The following is an 18,064-nucleotide window of genomic DNA, read 5'->3' on the forward strand; positions in this document are numbered from 1 at the left end:
GAGGGCCGGCGGGCGCCATCGGTGGCGGCGGCGGAAATTGCGCAAATGCAATGGACGGAGCGAGCGAACTCACCGCGACCGTCACGTGACAGCAAAGGCTGATAGCGTCTTCGAGAGCATCGTCGTCTCCGTTCTAGATTTGGGGCTCGAGCACACGCTGCGGGGCATGGTGAGCGGGCCGGTGTTCGGCGGGCGCATCGTTCGCAACGGCTTCGACCTCATGTGAAGGTGCTTCATCCGCATGATCCGGACGGATCCGGAACCACGCCACATACAGCGCCGGCAGGAACAGCAGCGTCAGCAGCGTGCCGACGATGATGCCGCCCATCATGGCATAGGCCATCGGGCCCCAGAAAATCTCGCGCGCGATTGGAATGAGCGCGAGGCTTGCCGCGGCCGCTGTAAGCAGGATCGGCCGCATGCGATGCTCGGTCGCTTCCACGACGGCATCCCAAGCCGGCCTGCCCTCCTTCTTGAGATCCTCGATCTGCACGATCAGGATCACGGAGTTTCGGACCAGGATGCCGATGAGGGCGAGCACGCCGAGGATTGCGACGAAGCCCAGCGGCGCACCGCTCGGCAGCATGGCCACGACGACGCCGATCAACGCGAGCGGCGCGACTGCGAATACCAGGAACAGGCGCGAAAAGCTCTGCAGCTGCACCATCAGCACGGTCGCCATGACGAACAGCATCAATGGCACGACCGCGATGATCGGCCCCTGGCTCTTGGCGCTTTCTTCCACTGAGCCGCCGATCTTGAGCGCGTAGCCCGCGGGCAGCTGCTTTGCAAACTCCGCTACTTTCGGCGCGAGCTGGTCGACGACCGTCTTCGGCTGAACGTCGCTGACGACGGCGGCCTTCAGCGTGATCGTCGGAATCCGCGCGCGCCGCCAGATCGTGGGCTGCTCCAGCTCGTAGCGCAGATTGGCGACGGCCCCGAGCGGGACCGATTGGCCGCCAAGCCCGGTCATCTGCAAGTCGCGTAGCGTGTCGATCGAGGCGCGTTCCGGCGCAGTCGCTCGTCCCGTGACATTGACCAGATAGATGCTGTCACGCACCTGCGTGATCGGCGACCCCTGGAGCACCGAGTTCAGGGTGGTGGCGATGTCTTCCGAGGTGACGCCGAGCTGGCGCGCCTTGTCCTGGAGCACGTCGACCTTGACGACGCGCGCGGGCTCCATCCAGTCGAAAACCACGTTGCCGAGGTCAGGACTGCTGCGAATGACGCCTGCAAGCTTCTGCGACAGTGCGCGGACCTCGGCGACGTCGGGGCCGCTCAGGCGGTATTGTACCGGACGTCCCACGGGAGGGCCGACCTCGAGCAGCTTGACGTAGGTGTCGGTGCCCGGAAAGGTCTTCCTCAAATAGTCCTCGAACTGCGACTTGACCTTGTCGCGCGCGGCGATGCCGCCTTTGGTCACGATCACCTGCTGGCCGAACCAGGTGTTGGCGGTCTGCAGATCAAACGAGAGCACGAAGCGGGGCGCACCGGTGCCGACATAGGTGGACCAGTGCTCGACCGAACTATTGCCCTGCAACTGATCGCGCTCGAAGCGAGCCATCTGCGCGTTGGTCTCGGTGATCGAAGCGTTCTGCGGCAGGTTCCAGTCGATGACGAGCTCGGCACGGTCGGACGAGGGGAAAAACTGCTGTTGCACGAATTGCAGGCCGAACAACGCGAGAAGGAAGGCGCCGGCCGTCACCGCGACGGTGCTCCAGCGGTGATGCATGCAGAACAGCAGCAGGCGCGCGAAGATCTGCGCCAGGCGCCCCTTCTGCTCGTGATGTCCCTTCATTCTGGCCGGCAGGATGGTGACACCGAGAAGCGGCGTGAACAACACGGCCACGATCCATGAGACGATCAGAGATACCGCGATCACCACGAACAAGGTGAAGGTGAACTCGCCGGCGTTGCTGCTGTTGAGCCCGATCGGGATGAAGCCGGCCACGGTGACAAGCGTTCCGGTCAGCATCGGAAATGCGGTCGACGTATAGACGTGGGTTGCCGCCTTTTCGAGAGGATCGCCGATCTCGAGCCGCGCCACCATCATTTCGACCGCGATCATGGCGTCGTCGACCAGCAGGCCAAGCGCGATGATCAGGGCCCCCAGCGAAATGCGCTGCAGCGAGATGCCGCAATAGGCCATCACGACGAAGGTGATCGCGAGCACGAGCGGAATGGCGATGGCGACCACGAGCCCCGCCCGCAAGCCCAGGCTCAGGAAGCTGATGCCGAGCACGATGATCACGGCCTCGAACAGCGCTTCGGTGAAACCCGAAACGGCATGCTCGACCACGACCGGCTGGTCGGCCACGAGGTGCACGCCGACGCCGATCGGCAGGTCGGCGATGATCCTGGTCATCTCCTCCTTCAGCGCCTCGCCGAACTGGAGCAGGTTGGCACCGGTTTTCATGCCGATCGCGAGCGCAATGGCGGGCTGACCGTTGTATCTGAACAGCGTCGACGGCGGATCGGCGTAGCCACGCGTGATGGTCGCAACATCGGTCAGCGGGAAGAAGCGGTCGTTGATGCGGAGATTGACCCCTTTGAGGCTCGCCTCGGAGGCGAACTGACCATTCACGCGGACGCTGATCCGCTCCGGCCCCTCCTGGAACACGCCGGAGGGCGCAACCGCGTTCTGCCCTTGCAGCGAATTCATGATGGCGTGGATATCGAGGCCGAGCGCTGCGATCTTGCGGGTAGAAAATTCGAGATAAATCACCTCGTCCTGCGCGCCGAGGATGTCGACCTTGCCGACATCGGGCACGGTCAACACCTTGGCCCGGATGTCCTCGACCTGGTCGCGGAGCTGTCGCTGGCTCAAGCCGTCGCTGGTGAAGGCATAGACGTTGCCGAAGACGTCACCGAAACGGTCGTTGAAACCGGGGCCGATCACGCCTTGCGGGAAATCGCCCCTGATGTCTGCGATCATGTTGCGAACGCGCACCCAGGTCGGCTTGACGTCGGCCGCCTTGGTCGAATCGCGCAAGTAGACGAAGACGGTGGTCTGACCCGCAACCGTCACGCTCTTGGTGTAGTCGAGCGATTCCAGCTCCTCCAGCTTCTTCTCGATCCGGTCGGTGACCTGGCGCGTCATCTCCTCGGGCGAGGCGCCCGGCCACTGCGCCTGGATCACCATGGTCTTGATGGTGAAGTCAGGATCCTCCTGCCGTCCCAGCTGGAGATAGGCAAACAGGCCGGCCGCCATGAAGGCGATCATGAAATACCAGACGAGGGAACGATGGCCGAGCGCCCAGTCGGAGAGGTTGAACGACTTCATGGCTCTTGATCCTGTTCGAAGCGGACGTGCTGTCCCGGTTTGAGGCTGTGAATTCCGGCGGTGACGACGCGGGTGCCTGCGGCAAGCCCGCCGGTGACGCGGATGCCCGCCTGCTCGGCGACACCATCGATCTTCTGCAGCGAGACGGTGCCGGCGGACTGATCGACCACCCAGACGAAATCGGCGCCATCCCTGGCGAGCACCGCCGATGCGGGCAGGCGCAAGACCTTGCTCTCATCCTTGCCGAGCTTTGCCGTGACGGTCGCGCCGAGACGGAAGCTTTCGGGCGGGTTATCGAGCGCAATCCGGACGCGTCGCAGCCGTGTCACCGGATCGGCTTGCGGCGCGATTTCGCGAATTCTGCCCTCGACCTGAACGGCGGGGAGGAGCTGCAGGCTGACGCTGAACGGTAGACCGACTTCGAGCGGCACAGGCAGGTCCTCCCCGATATCGACGACCGCCTCGCGAATGTCCGGGCGCGCGACCGTCACCACGGTTTGACCGGGCGAGACCACCTGGCCGACTTCCGCGCCGACGGCGGTGACGACGCCGCCGAAGTCGGCCTTGATCTGGGCATAGCCGAGTTGCTCGATCGCCTTGGTCAAATTCGCCTGCTCCTGTGCAACGCTTGCTTCGGCGCCGGCGCGGGCCTGTTCGGCATTATCCAGCGTCTGCCTGGTGGTCGCATCGCTGGTGATGAGCGTGCGCTGCCGCTCCTCCGTGGCCTTGGCCTTCTCGAGTTGCGCCTCGGCCTTCGCAAGCTGGGCTTTGGCCGCGCGAACGGCGAGATCGAGTGCGGTGGGATCAATCGTCCCGATGATTTGTCCTTCGCTGACGATGTCGCCAACGTAGACCGGACGCGAAGTCAGCCGTCCGAGTACGCGAAAGCCAAGGTTGGTTTTATAGCGCGGCTCGACGACGCCCACGGCAATCGTGCTGTCACCGCTATTCGGCTTGGCCACCATTGAGAGCACGGGGCGCACGGGCTCCGGCGCGTTCGTCTCCTGCTGGCAGCCGGTGAGCAACGAGGCCGCCGCGAGCGTGCCGGCGATCAGCATGACCTGTCGCTTCATGATTGACCTCCCTCCTCAGTGACCGACTGACCGACGCTCAGAAGCTTGCCGCCGTCGACGACGACGCGCTCGCCGGGCTCGAGGCCTGCCTTGATCAGCACCTGACCGGCCTCATAGGCGCCGACCGTGACGGGCTTCAGCGACGCTGTCTGCGTTTTCGTGTCTACGGTCCAGACGGCAGGCCTGCTACCCACGGCCATCAGCGCGCTCCAGGGCAGGGTGATCTCCTTTTGAGCTTTCGCCTTCACCGTTCCCGAGACGGCGCTGCCCAGCGTCAACGCAGCCGGCGGGTTCTCGATGGACACCTTGACGCGGATCGTGGAGCTCTTCGCGTCGATCGCCGGTGAAATCTCTCTCACCTCTCCCGTCGCTGCCACGCCGGGATCGGAGACGAGCGCCAGCGTCACGCAGCGGCTGTCGGTCTGGCCAAGGAAGACGGATTCGTAGACCTCGAAGACGGCATCGCGCTCCCCGTCCTGAGCAAGCGAGAACACGGGTTGTGCAGCCGGAACGACCTGCCCGACCTCGAGATTTCGTGCGGTAATGACGCCGTCCGCTTCAGCGCGCAGGACGGTATATCCGAGCGCATCGCGCGAGGTGCCCAGTTGCGCCTGGGCCGCCTCCAGCACACCCTCTGCGGTTCGCAGACCTTCCTGGGCCTGGTCGTAAACGGTCCGGGTGGTGAAGCCGCTTGCGATCAGCGCTTTCTGCCGCTCGAACGTAGCCTTCGCCACCCGCAGCTGGGCTTCGGCGGAGGCCACTGCCGCGGTCGCGGCATCGACATCAGCCTGTTGCTCGGCCGGATCGAGCCGGGCGAGGACGTCGCCCTTGTTGACGTGAGCACCAACGTCCACGGTGCGAGCGATCACACGTCCGCTGACGCGGAACGAAAGGTCGGCACGGAAGCGCGCCTGAACCTCTCCAGTCAACGTGATGGCGGCTTGCCGGTCGCGCGGCTGCACGATCGTGGTCCGGACCAGCGTTGCCCGTGGGGTCGTCTGCGCCGCGTGATCGTTGCAACCCGTCAACGCAATGCTGACGAGCACGGTCGCTGCGGCGAGGGCCTTCCCCACATGTGGCGTCCGAACGGGGGTCGAGAATTGGCTCGTCATGGCGCGTCCCTATGGTGGGAAGGTGACAACAGCCCGCCAAGCGCGTCGGCGAATTGGCGGGGGACGACCATTTGGCCTCCTTGCTGGCGCAGTCGTCCCGCAAAGGGATCGGTCTCAACGGTGGGCCCGCGTTGACCGGTTGCTGCGCTTGCCGTGAGCACCGCGTCGTTTGAAGCGGTGGCTCGAATGCGGCGCGGAGCCTTTGTCTGGCGCCTTGCGATCGCCCAGTTTGCGCCGCGTTCGCGTTCGGTCAGCGGGAACGAGAGGACAATCGAGGTGAATTCGGGGCCGAAACCCTGCTCAACACGGCCGCCGAGCGCCCGCGCGATATCCCTGGCAATTCGCAATTCGCGGTCGGAAGTCTCCCGCGCGGGACGCGAGCCGTTGTCCAGGATCACGCAGTTCACCAGCGCACCGGTACGCGTCAGCTTGACCCTGATCTGCCCTGCCCGTGCGTCGAAACAAGCGTGCCTTGTCGCGTGCATCACGAGCTCGTGGACGATCAGCCCCAGATGCCAGCAGCGCTGCGGCTGAAGCGCGAGGGACTGGGTCGCGAATGCCAGCTGAACGTTCATCCGGTCCAGGACCGCCCGGCGCATGCCACAGCCCAGTTTGCGAATGTAGGTCGCGGCCTGGATCAGCGTTTCACCGGCGGGCATGGCCAACGCACGATGCACATCGGCGTAGCCATGCAGCAGCTCGACGACATCGCTGAGCGCGCACTTGGCTTCCGTCCCCTCGACCCGGATGGCGGCGGCGGAGACCAGGTCGATGGCGAAGGCAACACCGTTGGTGACCCTGTGATGCAGCTCGCGCAACAGCGCGCCTTCCTGCAAACCGGGCCGGTCCGGGCTCAAAACAGTCACGACATTCTCCTATTCGACGCGAACGATCGGGGCGAATGCCCCACCTTTGCGACCCCGATTTTTCGGGAGCACTCGCCAAGCCTGCGAAGCGCGGACTTGATGCTTTAATAAACTATACCGTATATTTTTCTTTTTCTTGCCTTTCTTCACCCGCCGTGTCAAGTCGGAAAGCAATGCGCACAGACTCGTGAATTCGGAGGTCCGAAATGAAGAAGACGAAACGTGGCAGACCGCCCAAGGATCTTGCCGGCGACGCGCAGGCGCGAATCCTCGACGCCGCCCAGCAGCTGTTTCTGGAGAAGGGCTATCGCAGCGCCAGCATCGACGACATTTCCGAACTCGCGCCGGCGAGCAAGCCGACGATCTATGCCCACTTCCCCGGCAAGGAAGCGCTGTTCGCGGCGGTGGTGGCCCGCACCATCGGCGGGCTGACGAACTTCGAGGGCTTCTCGCCGGAAGGGCGCACCATCGAAGACAAGCTGATGAGCCTCGGCACCGCCATCGTCGAGAGGGTTGTGGCGGAATCATTGGGTATGGTGCGCGCGACCATTGCGGAATCGCAGCGCTTTCCTGAACTGAGCCGGAACGTTCACGACGCTGCCCGCGATCGCTCCCTGGCCGCGGTGTCCCAGCTGCTGGACGACGCCACGCAGAAGCTCGCGCGCACCCCGCGGGGCCCTTTCAGCGCCAAGCGAAGCCGTGCTACCGCGCAGATCTTTCTCGACCTGATTCTCCTACCGATGCTGTTTCGGTCGCTGGTCGGTGAAACTCAGAAGGACCTGAAGAAGGAGCTTCCGGGATTCGTGCGCGAGCGCGTCGGCTTCTTCCTGGCAGCCTGCGAGACGGACTGGTCGTACTAGCTGTCTTCTTTAGGAAGGCCAGCTTGGAAGCATTCGCATCAGCCGACGGCCTTGAGCTGCACGCGAGCTGTCATCCCGGCCGGCTGCAGGAATGGCGTGAGACGCAAGGCGCCCTTACAAAATCCCAACATCTCGTCGAAGCTTGGCCGCAGCGTCGCTGCCCCGACCCGCGATGGATTGAGATGAACATCCATGGCTTCCAGCAGGCAGCAGGTCAGCGCCATCGGACTGCCGCCCTGCAGTTCGCCGCGTGCTTGCCCGGTGCCGATGATCGGTCGCACCAGCCCTCGGATCCTGTCGTCGTAGGTGAGAACGACCGTCCAGTTCTGCCGAACAGCGAGGGTTAGCAGGTCTTGCAATCGTCGATGTTTCGCGGGTCGAGCTTCATTGCAGTCGGCAATTGCCTTCAGGATTGCGGCCAGGCGCCGCAGCACTGGCCCACTGCCGCGGGCGGCTTCAGTCGCCGCACTGACGGCCTCCTCGAGCACCTCCTGCACCACAGCCTCCTCGATCGCCCGCCTAGAGGGAAAGAACCGATAGACGTTGGCTGAGGACATCGACAAGTGCCGCGCAATATCTGCGACGGTGGTCTTGTTGTGTCCCATCTCGCCATAGAGATGGATGGCAGCCTGCACGATCCCGCGGCGGGTGCTGCTCGTTCGATCTTCAATCTGCCTGCGCATAACGTCTCTCACTGCGCTGGAATGTTCATCAGCTCGCGGCGGCAGGCCTCTCCGAACTCGCGCAAGGGATCCATTTCCTCGATGAATTTGGGGAGATCGACGAACGTGCGATTTGGCGACAGATACGTTTCGATGATCAGGTGCCCGGCTCTCTCGGCAGCCTGAACGACCTCGTTGCTCGACAAGATCCGCATGCGTCCGACCAGCGTATAGAGGCTGACCAGTTGCGGGATTTCGGCCTGATCATTGACCAGGGCCTCGGCATAGAGCCGTGATGCCTCCTCGATGAAACTATGGTACAATTGTTCGCGCTTCGAGAACGAGCGGGCATGATGAAGCTCGCGACGCCTTCGGCGTCCGCTAAACCATCCACTGACGATGGTCGAGAGCGCGCCGAATGCAGAGCCGCCGAAGGCAGCCAGGGCCGGGATATAGACCGTGCTCATAAGATCGCTCCTGTCTCCTGTCGCAGTGCGGATGTGGCTCAAGGCAGCGCCTCGTCACATCACGCCGCGACTTCGCTCGTTATCTGCCCCGGACTGATCCGGTGGACGCCTGCTCGAACACCGCTTTGCAGCCTTCGCTCAGATCCGATTTCCTGAGCCGCAGGCAGGCTTCGACTCCGGATGGATCGGGAATGTAGGCACTGCACAGGCGAAAGGCGTCTGGCGTGCAAGCCGCTCGCTGCTCGGGTGTGCCCCGGTTCTCCTGGGCAAAAGCTGTTGCGCTGCCAAGCGCGACTACGGCCGCTGCGAACAACGCCGGCATCAATCTCTTCATGTGATATCCCTTCTCTGCTCGAGGCTTCTGGTCGAACCTGGCGGAGCCTCGCCGCCTTGATCCTGCACACGCGCTTGTGACGCACCCGTCTTGACTTCGGTCGCGGCGCGTGATTTATATGAACTATACGGTGTATTTTATTAAGGAGACGCGGAATGTCAACCTTGCTGTTCGCGTTGATGCGCGAAAATCCGTTGCCCGGCCTCGCCGCCGCATCGCTGAACGTCATTGTCGCGTTGTGCCTCGTGGCACTGAGCGTGCTGCTTGGCATCACGGTCGGGATGATCGCGTGGGCTCATACGCTTGCCGGGCGCCAGCCCGGCACCGTTCGGCTGGAGCGGAGGACGGTTGCATGACACCGGCCCTGCTGATCGCCCGTGACTGCATCATCTACTGGGTCAACGTCTGGATCGCGCCGGTCGAATGCGTGTTCGACGCGATCGAGTCCGAACTCGCGCGCAGAGGCATTGCGCCTGATGAAATCGACCGCCTCACGCAGACGGTGTGAGGGTGGACTGGAAACCGAGATGCTGAACTTCATCGAAGTCTTTGACGGGATGGAAGTTGACGCGACCAGCGGCGAGGTGGTGTGGACTGGTGTGACCGGAACACGGACAGCGCTCCAGCGTGACGGACTCATGATCGATCCGAAGGCCGCAGCCTATTGTCCAACCGAATGGCTCGACGAGCGTGGCTATCTCGACGCCGAACGTGCGCGCCGGCATCCGCGCCCGTGGAGTATCTGACGATGTGGCAGAGTGATGCCGTTGTCGGGAGCCGCGTGCCGTGAGCCGACGATCCGTCATGTCAATGCACGCGAGCCGATCGAACGACACCGCCCTTCCCTTGCGCGGCTATTTTCTGTCGGTCGGCGCCGCCCTGCTCTGCTTGCTTTGGGCCACCGCTTGGGTGCTTCCGGCCCGACTGCCAAGCCGCTTCGCGGAGCCGGATCCTGCGCGGCCTGCGATCCGCATCCACTCCGACGTGAAGGGGCCGGAGCGCGTCGTGATCGATACCAACCAGCCCCTGCCCACGCTCTCCGACAAGGAGATCGTCGTGGCTCACACGCCCGTCGCAAGCGATTAACCAATCAGACCGAGATTGATCCGATGTCGAAGCAGCATTTGTTTGCCCTGATCATGTGGTCCGCCACGCTCGCCGCGACCGCCGCCGTCGCTGACGTACAAAAATCTGCAGATGCAGACAGCCGAAGCGCGAGCGCGCAAAGCCAGGCCGAAGAGGCCGCTATCCAACGCGTGCTCTCCGAATTCCGCACCATACGCGTCCCGCTCAGCCGGGCGATGGCGATCGCGGAGCGCCTGCATGACGGTTCCAAGACCACCGACATCAGCTTCGAGATCGACGGCCCGCCCGTCTACCGCGTTCGCACGATCCGGAATGAGCACGTGTGGGAGAACGCCATCGACGCAAACACCGGAAGCATCACGGGCAGAGAGATGACGTCCTCGCTGAAGGAGCTCGATCGGGAAGACCTCGCCAACATCGTCGCCTTGAAATGGATCAAGCCGGAATTGTCGGATGCCGTGCAGGTCGCCGAGAAAGCGGCGGCCGGCAGCGCGCTGGCCGGTGGGCTGATCCGACAGGACGGCAAACTCAACTTCGTGATCGTGGTCGCCTCCGGGGACCATTTGAAAGAGGTGCTGCTCGAGCCTCCCAAGGTCGGAAAGCAAGACACAAGTCGCCACTAACACGAGCATGTTCATCAGCACTCAAAGAGCACACACGCCATGAACTTCCAGCCCCGATCACAACTCTCATCCGCACAACGGCAGCTTCCTTTCGACTGCATCGCGCTGCTGTTGCAGGGCGGGGGTGCGCTTGGCGCGTACCAGGCGGGCGTGTACGAAGCCCTGGCCGAAGCCAGCATTCATCCCGACTGGGTTGCTGGCATCTCGATCGGAGCGATCAATGCCGCGATCATTGCCGGGAACGCGCCCGAGTCCCGTGTCGACCGCCTGCGCGATTTCTGGACCCAGGTCACCTCGACGGCACCCTGGCATTGGTCCGGCAATCCCTTTCTGGATTGGGCGCGGAGCGACAATACGCGCAACCTCATCAACCAGATGAGCGCCGGTCTTGCGGCCACCTGTGGCGCCACCGGTTTCTTCTCCGCCCGTCCCGTCCTGCCCTGGCTACATCCAGGCGGAGCCAGCGATGCGACCAGCATCTATGACACCCGCGCGCTCAAGGCCACGCTGGAGCGCCTGGTTGACTTCGATCGTCTTAACGCCGGGCTGACGCGCTTCAGCGCCGGCGCGGTCAACGTCCGAACCGGTAACTTCGTCTATTTCGACAACACGACTCATACGATCCGGCCCGAGCACATCATGGCGAGCGGCGCGCTGCCGCCGGGCTTTCCGGCGGTGGAGATCGAGGGCGAGCACTATTGGGACGGCGGTCTCGTTTCCAATACGCCGCTGCAATGGGTGATCGAATCGGATGCTCCGCAGGACATACTCGCATTCCAGGTCGACCTCTGGAGCGCCCGCGGTCAACTTCCCCGCAACATGGCTGAGGTCGTCACGCGGCACAAGGAAATCCAGTATTCGAGCCGCACGCGCGCCAGCACCGACCAGTTCAAGCATGTGCAGCGCCTGCGGCGCGCACTAACGGATCTGCTGGGGAGGCTGCCCGACGATCTCAGCCAGCATGAGACCGTGAAACTGCTCAGCACGGCGGTCTCGCGGAACGTCTACAACATCGTCCACCTGATCTACCGCGCGCGCAATCACGAGGGGCACTCCAAGGACTACGAGTTCTCGCGCCTGTCGATGCAGGACCACTGGCAAGCCGGCTATCACGACGCACTGCGCACTCTGCGCCATCCCGAGGTGCTCGCTCGGCCTTCGAGCCCCGACGGGGTCTTCACCTTCGATCTCGAACACGACGGCCGCGAGTAGTCCAACCTCATCGCCTGGAGATAGCGCAAATGCGCGAGACTGATGTGAAACAACGTGCCTTCGCGATGCCGCTGACCAGCCCGGCCTACCCGCCCGGGCCATACCGGTTCGTCGATCGCGAATACCTGATCATCACCTATCGGACCGATCCGACAAGGCTCCGGGCAGTGGTTCCAGGTCCGCTCGAGGTCGACGAGCGGGAAGCTCTCGTCAAATACGAGTTCATCCGCATGCCCGATTCCAACGGCTTTGGCGACTACACGGAAAGCGGACAGGTCATCCCCGTCTCCTTCCGTGGACGAAAGGGCGGCTACACACATTGCATGTTCCTCAACGACGAAGGACCCATTGCGGGTGGACGCGAGCTGTGGGGATTTCCGAAGAAGCTCGCCCAACCGACCCTGCGAACCGAGATCGACACGCTGATCGGCACGCTGGATTACGGCCCGCTCCGGGTCGCCACGGGGACAATGGGCTACAAGCACCGCGAGGCCGATCTGGCGAAGGTCAAGGCTGCGCTTAACGAGCCGAACTTCCTGCTCAAGATCATCCCGCACGTCGACGGCAGCCCACGCATTTGCGAGCTCGTTCAATATCATCTCGAGGACATCGTGATGAAGGGTGCATGGACCGGACCGGCGGCGCTGGCGCTGACGCCACACGCCTTGGCGCCGGTCGCCGAACTGCCGGTGCTGGAGATCGTCTCAGCCGTCCACATCCGCGCCGACCTCACGCTCGGCCTTGGGACGGTGGTGCACGACTATCTGCAACAGCCGGCTCGCGGCACCATACGAACCGGCGAGAGAGCTCTGGTCTTCTAAGTCAAAATGCGCAGCGCGCAACTCGGCTCTGATTGTTATGTTACAAGGAAAGTGTGCGAGATGGGAATGCTGAACGGTAAGACGGCTGTCGTCACCGGCTCGACCAGCGGCATTGGTCTCGCCTGCGTGCAGGCCTTCGCCAAGGCGGGCGCTAACGTCTTGATGAATGGCATGGGCGCGCCCGCAGACATCGAGAATGAACGCGCTGCGATCGAGCGCGCTTTCGGGGTTAGGGCGATCTACTCGCCCGCGGACATGACGAAGCCGACCGAGGTCGCCGAGCTCATCGCTCTTGGCCAAAGGACCTTCGGTAGCGTTGACATTCTGGTCAACAACGCCGGCATCCAACACGTCTCGCCGATCGAGGACTTCCCTGCCGAGACGTGGGATGCGATCATCGCGATCAACTTGTCCGCCGCCTTCCATGCCATCCGCGCGGCAGTACCAGGCATGAAGACGCGCGGCTGGGGCCGCATCATCACCACGGCCTCGGCGCATTCCTTGGTCGCCTCGCCTTTCAAGTCGGCCTATGTCGCTGCCAAGCACGGCATCGCGGGCCTCACCAAGACGGTGGCGCTGGAACTCGCCCGCTCGAAGATCACCTGCAATTGCATCAGCCCCGGCTACGTCTGGACGCCGCTCGTCGAGAAGCAAATTCCGAACACGATGGCGGCTCGTCGCATGCGGAGGGACGAGGTCATCAACGACGTCCTGCTCGCCGCGCAGCCGACCAAGGAATTCGTCACCGTCGAGCAGGTTGCTTCGCTCGCGCTGTTCCTCTGCAGCGACGCCGCCGCTCAGATCACGGGCGCCAACCTCTCGATGGATGGCGGCTGGACGGCAGCGTAGCCCGTTTCAATTCCCGGAGCCTTATCATGACTTCTCTCAAAGAGGCCGCGCGATGCGAGACCAGCCGCCCATTGCAGCTCGATCTCGCGGAACACAACAGCCTGGCCAACGCCCTGCGTAGACGCGAGGAGACCTTCAATGCGGATGTGATGCCCAGCAATGCCGAGCTGATCGCTCCGAGCGACTTCTATGCAACGATCGCTTTCGGACCATCGCGCGGTCGGACGCAGACGACCGAGGGGCAAATGGCAAGACTGTTTCCCTATCCCGCAGCCTGACAGCCGCGACATCAGACGACGAGGCGGTTGACCCAAGTCAATACGAGCTAAGCCGAGTTCGAAGAATATCGAATTCGGACAGCCAACGGGAGACGGTCATGTCGGAGCAGAGCAGCATGCATTTTTACCTCAATTGGGCCAAGGAGCGCATCAACGAAATGGATGCCGCTCTCGCCTCGTTCGAGGTCAAGGCCGGCGAGGCCAAGGCCGAATCGAAGGTCAAAGCCGAGCAGATCATCGCCGATCTGGCGAAGCGCCGCGACGAATTCAAGGCGCAGCTCAAGACACAAGCCGAAGCCGGCGAAGCGGCCTGGGCACGCAACAGGACGGAACTCGAGAAGCAGTGGAACGGCTTCGAAGCGCAGATGAAGACCTATTTCGAAAGCGCGGGCAGGCAGATCGAGCAGCAACAAGCGACGTTCAAGGACATCGCCGCCGCACAGGCAAAGGCTTGGCGCGAGGCGGCCGACAAGTTCCGTGAGGCGGCCGGAAAGGTCGCCGCAACACATACCGGAGATTTCGATGCCGCCCTCAAGCAGATGAAATCCGATGCATCCGAGGCGGAAGCGCGCCTGCAGAAGCTTAAGCAGGCCGGCACCGAGTCGTGGTCCGTGCTGAGCGCAGCACTCGCTGAATCCCGCAAGGCGTTCGATCAGGCCAATCAGGCCGCCTGGAATGCGCTTAGAGGTTCTGGCGGGAAGAGCTGACAGTTTCTGACAAGCCCCGCCTCAGGCAAGCGATGCTTGGCTGATCGCTTTAGTTCTCAAGGGAGGTCGAGCGCTGCAGCACGGCGTTTTGACCGCGGAGTTGATCACCTTGGTGCAGCAGGGGGCGGCAGATCTCGCTGGGAGACAATTCCGGGACCTCCTAGCATTCGGAACACTTTGGACCGAAGTAGTGATAATCGTTCAACGACGTCTCTGAATTTCGCCCGCGCTCTACAACCGGTGCATGATGCTGTCGTGAATGCGTCCCGCATTGAAGAGTTCCAGGAGCTTGCGACGGCCGGGATCCACCACGATGCACGCGGACTATTTCGGTCGGCGTAGACGGCACGCAGTCGCCTGTTCCCACGCCAGTGTAAGCCTGCTTGGAACGTCCTAGGCCGTTGCGGCTTTTTTTCCTCAGCTACGCAATTCTTGGCCCGGTCGAGGGGCTGCGGACGAGGAGATCCGATGAAGCCGATCGCGCAGGCTCTCGCCGTTGCACTCGCTGCCTCGCCCTCGATGGTTTCGGCGCAGGCGATCAGGTGGCTAACCTACAGCATCCCTGAGACCGGCACTTCAGTCGATTTCCCTGCCTCTATCTTCACGGAAGAAGCGGGACGACCGGACGGATACGGGCAACGATTTCGAACCGCCGACAAGCGTGCAGACATCACAATACAGTCGGCCCCCAACGCCGCGAACGATTCCCCCGCTTCCTTCCTCGCGAAGAACCATCCGCCCCCACGCATCCAGTACAAGAGAGTGACGCCACGATTTTTTGCGGTCTCCAGCTACAAAGGCGACAAAGTCTGGTACGACCGCTGCAACTTCTCCGGCCGCTGGGTCCATTGCGTGCTGATCAACTACCCGGCAGCCGAAGAGCGCGACTGGGACCATGTCGTGACGCGCATCAGCCTTTCCCTGCACGGCAGGTGATCTGACCGACTGCGGGCGAGCGCGCTTTTCAGAGTGCGCTCAGATCCTCAGGCACTTCGCCGAACTTACGTCGTCGGCGAGGACGAACGGCAGCGCGACGACGCCCGCCGACTTTCGGCCTCGCGCAAAGCGCGTTTTCGCGCTTCTTTCGCCGGCACACGGGCACGCGAGCGCGCGACCTGGAGCGGCTGGAAAGTCTCGCCACCAAGATCAGAGGCAAGCTCGATGAGCTTCGCGCCGTGACACTACGCGAGGAGATCAGCAGGCCTGCTTTTGAGCTCTGGCAAATGGCGGGCCGCCCGTAAGGTCGCAACGGCGAATTCCGGTTGCGGGCAGAAGCTGAGCACGTAGGTAGAGCCGGGCTTAACATCAAGTTGGACGGGGCGCGAGACGTACAGAATCAAGGAGAGAGGCTCTCGCGCAGTCGGCGGAGCTGAGACCGGAGCCGCTCGCAGCCCAATTCCTTTTCGAACTTGGTGATTGCCTCAAGCGTAGGCTCAGCACGCATGCTCAGCAGACGCGCCATGTCGCGGCTACAAGTGTCTTCGGAACGAACAGACTCGTTCTGCGCCTGCTGTTTCGGAACCGTTTCCGCCGCCGGATTTCCGCCAGAAGGCAGAGCGGTACCGCCAACAAAGCTTTCGAACAGGCGCTGCACTTGCGGCCGCAGTCGAGTGCACGCGACCTCGCGCTGGAAGTTGATGATCTCTTCCGGCGCGGGGTTGGCGCGAAGACGCGCCAGCCTCGCTTCGTCGCGGACACAGGGGTCCACGGTCTGGGGCGCCGCCTGCGCCGGAAGCGGCGGCCTTGGAACCGTTGCGTTCACGGTTGGCGGTACCGGCGCTGGACTGACTACGGCCGGGTTCGACGGGCTGGGCACCGAAGCTGACGGGGGCGCCGGGGCGGCCACGACGGGTAGCGCCGGCGCAACTCTTGTTGTATCCGGCACCAAGGAGATGGTTGCGCCGCCGAGGGAGCCATAGATGAACGGCTCCTGCCGTCCACCAGTCATGGCGATAACTGCGTCGCGGACACGGCCAAGCGTGATCCGGATGTCGACGCCGGGCTCGGCAAGGTGTCTAAGTAGCGCGATTGCATAGGGACTGTTAACGCCGTCGCCGTCATAGGAAATCGAGCCGGCCTTCGCGGCGTAGGCGACCAGCGTATCGGCCCCAACGTCATCAAGCTTCGCCAGCCCGCCCCTGGCCGGTGTGCGGCCTGCCGAGCGCAGCTTGGCTGCAAAGGGGTTGTCGCGGCAGGCGTCGAGGAGGATCAAGCGCAGGCGGCGTACCGGTTGTAGCGCCCAGATGATGCGGTCGAGCGAGATAGCTTCATCATCGACGTCGTAGTCGCGGCTCAACCGAGCATCCACCGGTACGAGATAGTTAGTGCCGCTGATCTCAATGCCGTGGCCGGCGTAATAGACCACCGCTATATCCGCGTTCTCTGCCGTGATGAGAAACTCCCGCACGGTGCGCTTGAACTCGACGACACCAAGATCGTTGCGCGAAATGACGACTTCGAAGCCGATCGATCTGAATAGTGCCGCGATTGCCGAAGAGTCGTTGATGGTATTGGACAGCGTAGATGCGTTCTTATAGGCAGAGTTTCCGACAACGAGCGCGACCCGACGCTCCGCGGCTGCCGCATCGGCGAACAACGCGCCGACGACAAGGCAGAGGGAGTAGATCAAGAGTTGGCGCAGTTTCATCGCGGCATCAATATCCGTAACTCCGCCAGGAGCGATGGCGGTACTTCGAGCGCTTTCTCGGCGGCTGACCACTCTCCGTCACGGTGACGTTGATGACGTCGGAGAACACCGCCGGGTCCTGTGGTACGTGGGCGAAGTCGGCGAACAGCAGGCGCAGCTTGTGTTGGCCCACCGGCAGCGTGATCTTCGCTTCGGTCTGGCCGGCGCCGAAGTGCAGGTGGTTGAAGTCGTTCGGGATCGGCTGGTCGAGCGGAGGCAGCTCCGCATCGACAAGTAAATGATGATGCCCGGTGTTGGGCTTATCGTAGCCCGCCGGTGCGACGCCCATATTCAACAGGCCGAAACGGATGACTGGGTTCGGAGAAATGTAAGAGCCGTTCTTCGGATAGATGAAATAAACCTTGGCGTCCTTCGGGGCGGGGCGACGTCCGCTGGCCGCGGGTTGCACCGCCGCAGGAGTGGCTTGAGCTACCGCGGGAGCGGTCTGGTCAGTGACCTTGACCTTAATCCTCTCGGAGGTCACCGGCGGGGAATGCGGAACGTGATTCTTGTCGCCGAACACAAGCTGCAAGGTGTGCTCGCCGGGCGTCAGCGAAATCTCTGCCTCGGTTTGTCCCGCGCCGAAATGCAGGTGCTGGAAGTCGTTTGGAATCTCGGAATTTAGCGGCGGCGTTGGCGAGTCGATTATCAGATGATGATGACCGCTATTGGCGCGGTCCGAACCTGCCGGCGCGACGCCCATGCCACGCAGGCCGAAATGCAGAGTAGTCTTGGTTGGCAGCGTATCGCCGTCTTTCAATCCGATGAAATAGACGGCTGCTCCCGCTGGCGACTGCGTCGGCCCGCCAGTCTGCGCCTGTGCCTGCACCACGTGGAAATGCATCAAACCAGCAAGAAATGGAACCAGAACCAATGTCAGCAATCGTTGCATCATCGGCAATCTTCCCAATACATGGATCCACAATTTGGACCGCAATAGCCGCAAGAATCTGAAATAATTGCAAGCATCACAGACGATCCCCATCCGCCTAGAACGAAGGGGAATGAAACGATATTCCTTTGCCGCCCAATGTAAACCGAAATCCGACGGCGCGAGCGTCGCCTTGCCGGTTGCGGCCGAATGAAGCATGCTATGTCACATTTGAATGTGACGTGTTCATACTTCCGATCGTTCGAGCCGACCG

General features: G+C 62.8%; 21 protein-coding genes. 12 read left to right on the forward strand and 9 right to left on the reverse strand.

The window, feature by feature from the left end:
* Positions 1-133: 133 nt before the first annotated feature.
* The 4 genes from ACRQ5Q_RS35640 to ACRQ5Q_RS35655 are packed head-to-tail and all read right to left on the reverse strand — an operon-like array spanning position 134 to position 6,334.
* On the reverse strand, positions 134-3,283 hold the full coding sequence (locus ACRQ5Q_RS35640) for an efflux RND transporter permease subunit (RefSeq protein ID WP_439394586.1): 3,150 nt from the start codon (positions 3,281-3,283) through the stop codon (positions 134-136).
* Positions 3,280-4,356 (reverse strand): efflux RND transporter periplasmic adaptor subunit, encoded by a 1,077-nt coding sequence (locus ACRQ5Q_RS35645; protein WP_439394588.1) that lies wholly within the window; start codon positions 4,354-4,356, stop codon positions 3,280-3,282. Before ACRQ5Q_RS35645 ends, ACRQ5Q_RS35640 begins: the two co-directional genes overlap by 4 nt.
* On the reverse strand, positions 4,353-5,468 hold the full coding sequence (locus ACRQ5Q_RS35650; protein WP_439394589.1) for an efflux RND transporter periplasmic adaptor subunit: 1,116 nt from the start codon (positions 5,466-5,468) through the stop codon (positions 4,353-4,355). The genes ACRQ5Q_RS35645 and ACRQ5Q_RS35650 overlap by 4 nt, the downstream gene beginning before the upstream one ends.
* The gene (locus ACRQ5Q_RS35655) at positions 5,465-6,334 is read right to left on the reverse strand and encodes a histidine kinase dimerization/phosphoacceptor domain -containing protein (protein ID WP_439394591.1); all 870 of its coding nucleotides are present in this window, start codon (positions 6,332-6,334) and stop codon (positions 5,465-5,467) included. Before ACRQ5Q_RS35655 ends, ACRQ5Q_RS35650 begins: the two co-directional genes overlap by 4 nt.
* Positions 6,335-6,540: 206 nt before the next feature.
* On the opposite strand from ACRQ5Q_RS35655, the gene ACRQ5Q_RS35660 reads away from it, so the two are divergent.
* Positions 6,541-7,194, forward strand: coding sequence for a TetR/AcrR family transcriptional regulator (locus ACRQ5Q_RS35660; RefSeq protein ID WP_439370287.1), 654 nt, complete (start codon positions 6,541-6,543; stop codon positions 7,192-7,194).
* Positions 7,195-7,232: 38 nt separating this feature from the next.
* Here ACRQ5Q_RS35660 and ACRQ5Q_RS35665 read toward each other — a convergent pair whose 3' ends face one another.
* The 3 genes from ACRQ5Q_RS35665 to ACRQ5Q_RS35675 all read right to left on the reverse strand — a co-directional run bounded on the left by ACRQ5Q_RS35665 (position 7,233) and on the right by ACRQ5Q_RS35675 (position 8,657).
* The gene (locus ACRQ5Q_RS35665; protein WP_439394592.1) at positions 7,233-7,829 is read right to left on the reverse strand and encodes a TetR/AcrR family transcriptional regulator; all 597 of its coding nucleotides are present in this window, start codon (positions 7,827-7,829) and stop codon (positions 7,233-7,235) included.
* 56 nt (positions 7,830-7,885) lie between these two features.
* Positions 7,886-8,323 (reverse strand): hypothetical protein, encoded by a 438-nt coding sequence (locus tag ACRQ5Q_RS35670; protein WP_439394593.1) that lies wholly within the window; start codon positions 8,321-8,323, stop codon positions 7,886-7,888.
* 79 nt (positions 8,324-8,402) lie between these two features.
* Positions 8,403-8,657 carry a hypothetical protein gene (locus ACRQ5Q_RS35675; RefSeq protein ID WP_439370290.1) on the reverse strand — a complete coding sequence of 85 codons (255 nt, stop codon included), beginning with the start codon at positions 8,655-8,657 and terminating at the stop codon, positions 8,403-8,405.
* Between the two features lie 155 nt (positions 8,658-8,812).
* Here ACRQ5Q_RS35675 and ACRQ5Q_RS35680 point away from each other — a divergent pair, with 155 nt between their 5' ends.
* From ACRQ5Q_RS35680 to ACRQ5Q_RS35730, 11 genes are all read left to right on the forward strand, one after another.
* Positions 8,813-9,013 carry a hypothetical protein gene (locus ACRQ5Q_RS35680; RefSeq protein ID WP_439370291.1) on the forward strand — a complete coding sequence of 67 codons (201 nt, stop codon included), beginning with the start codon at positions 8,813-8,815 and terminating at the stop codon, positions 9,011-9,013.
* Positions 9,010-9,165: a hypothetical protein gene (locus tag ACRQ5Q_RS35685; protein ID WP_439370292.1), complete on the forward strand. Its 156-nt coding sequence runs from the start codon at positions 9,010-9,012 to the stop codon at positions 9,163-9,165. The genes ACRQ5Q_RS35680 and ACRQ5Q_RS35685 overlap by 4 nt, the downstream gene beginning before the upstream one ends.
* A 19-nt stretch (positions 9,166-9,184) precedes the next feature.
* Complete coding sequence (locus ACRQ5Q_RS35690) at positions 9,185-9,403, forward strand: hypothetical protein (protein WP_439370293.1); 219 nt, start codon at positions 9,185-9,187, stop codon at positions 9,401-9,403.
* A 58-nt stretch (positions 9,404-9,461) separates the two neighbouring features.
* Positions 9,462-9,743: a hypothetical protein gene (locus ACRQ5Q_RS35695; RefSeq protein WP_439370294.1), complete on the forward strand. Its 282-nt coding sequence runs from the start codon at positions 9,462-9,464 to the stop codon at positions 9,741-9,743.
* Positions 9,744-9,766: 23 nt separating this feature from the next.
* The gene (locus ACRQ5Q_RS35700; protein WP_439394595.1) at positions 9,767-10,366 is read left to right on the forward strand and encodes a PepSY domain-containing protein; all 600 of its coding nucleotides are present in this window, start codon (positions 9,767-9,769) and stop codon (positions 10,364-10,366) included.
* Between the two features lie 39 nt (positions 10,367-10,405).
* Complete coding sequence (locus tag ACRQ5Q_RS35705; RefSeq protein ID WP_439394597.1) at positions 10,406-11,578, forward strand: DUF3734 domain-containing protein; 1,173 nt, start codon at positions 10,406-10,408, stop codon at positions 11,576-11,578.
* A gap of 29 nt (positions 11,579-11,607) precedes the next feature.
* Positions 11,608-12,399 (forward strand): acetoacetate decarboxylase, encoded by a 792-nt coding sequence (locus tag ACRQ5Q_RS35710; protein WP_439394598.1) that lies wholly within the window; start codon positions 11,608-11,610, stop codon positions 12,397-12,399.
* Between the two features lie 60 nt (positions 12,400-12,459).
* Complete coding sequence (locus ACRQ5Q_RS35715; RefSeq protein WP_439370298.1) at positions 12,460-13,248, forward strand: 3-hydroxybutyrate dehydrogenase; 789 nt, start codon at positions 12,460-12,462, stop codon at positions 13,246-13,248.
* Positions 13,249-13,274: 26 nt separating this feature from the next.
* The gene (locus ACRQ5Q_RS35720; protein ID WP_439370299.1) at positions 13,275-13,526 is read left to right on the forward strand and encodes a hypothetical protein; all 252 of its coding nucleotides are present in this window, start codon (positions 13,275-13,277) and stop codon (positions 13,524-13,526) included.
* A 98-nt stretch (positions 13,527-13,624) separates the two neighbouring features.
* Positions 13,625-14,233 carry a hypothetical protein gene (locus ACRQ5Q_RS35725; protein ID WP_439370300.1) on the forward strand — a complete coding sequence of 203 codons (609 nt, stop codon included), beginning with the start codon at positions 13,625-13,627 and terminating at the stop codon, positions 14,231-14,233.
* 468 nt (positions 14,234-14,701) lie between these two features.
* A complete protein-coding gene (locus ACRQ5Q_RS35730) occupies positions 14,702-15,169 on the forward strand; it encodes a hypothetical protein (protein ID WP_439394600.1) in 468 nt (155 codons plus the stop codon).
* Positions 15,170-15,569: 400 nt separating this feature from the next.
* Here ACRQ5Q_RS35730 and ACRQ5Q_RS35735 read toward each other — a convergent pair whose 3' ends face one another.
* Together ACRQ5Q_RS35735 and ACRQ5Q_RS35740 are read right to left on the reverse strand one after the other, a co-directional pair.
* Positions 15,570-16,880, reverse strand: a complete 1,311-nt coding sequence (locus tag ACRQ5Q_RS35735; RefSeq protein WP_439370301.1) for a caspase family protein — start codon at positions 16,878-16,880, stop codon at positions 15,570-15,572.
* Positions 16,881-16,887: 7 nt separating this feature from the next.
* The gene (locus ACRQ5Q_RS35740) at positions 16,888-18,009 is read right to left on the reverse strand and encodes a DUF4399 domain-containing protein (protein WP_439370302.1); all 1,122 of its coding nucleotides are present in this window, start codon (positions 18,007-18,009) and stop codon (positions 16,888-16,890) included.
* Between the last annotated feature and the right edge of the window lie 55 nt (positions 18,010-18,064).

Source organism: Bradyrhizobium sp. PMVTL-01, assembly GCF_051861855.1.
In the GTDB taxonomy this organism is placed as follows: domain Bacteria; phylum Pseudomonadota; class Alphaproteobacteria; order Rhizobiales; family Xanthobacteraceae; genus Bradyrhizobium.